Raw genomic sequence first — 537 nt, 5'->3', positions numbered from 1 at the left:
CTTCATACGCGCTGTTCACACTCGGTTTCCCTTCGCCTCCGGTACTGAATACCTTAAGCTTGCCAGTAACAATAACTCGCCGGACCATTCTACAAAAGGTACCTCATCACCCTTTAACGGGCTTTGAGTGCTTGTAAGCACAAGGTTTCAGGTTCTCTTTCACTCCCCTCCCGGGGTCCTTTTCACCTTTCCCTCACGGTACTGCTCCTCTATCGGTCATCAGGTAGTATTTAGGGTTGGAGGGTGGTCCCCCCAGTTTCCCACCGGGTTTCACGTGTCCGGCGGTACTCTGGAACTCGACTAACAGGATCCGGTTTTCGCCTACGGGGCTCTCACCCGCTATGGCCGGCCTTCCCATACCGTTCGGCTAACCTATCCTGCCGTTGTGTCGGTCCACAACCCCGGAGGATAAATCCTCCGGTTTGCCCTCTTCCGCGTTCGCTCGCCACTACTTGCGGAATCTCTGTTGATTTCTCTTCCTCGCCCTACTTAGATGTTTCAGTTCAGGCGGTTCCCCACCTACGCCTATTTGATTCA

The 537-nt window shown here is 54.0% G+C and carries 1 rRNA gene; it reads right to left on the bottom strand.

Annotation, left to right across the window (positions count from 1 at the left end):
* Positions 1–537: ribosomal RNA gene (locus B5G42_RS17695) — 23S ribosomal RNA — on the bottom strand; the annotation flags it as partial.

Source organism: Flavonifractor sp. An91, assembly GCF_002159225.1.
Taxonomy (GTDB): domain Bacteria; phylum Bacillota; class Clostridia; order Oscillospirales; family Oscillospiraceae; genus Flavonifractor; species Flavonifractor avicola.
Note: the sequence above shows the minus strand (reverse complement) of the source record. Positions and strands in the feature narration are given on the sequence as shown.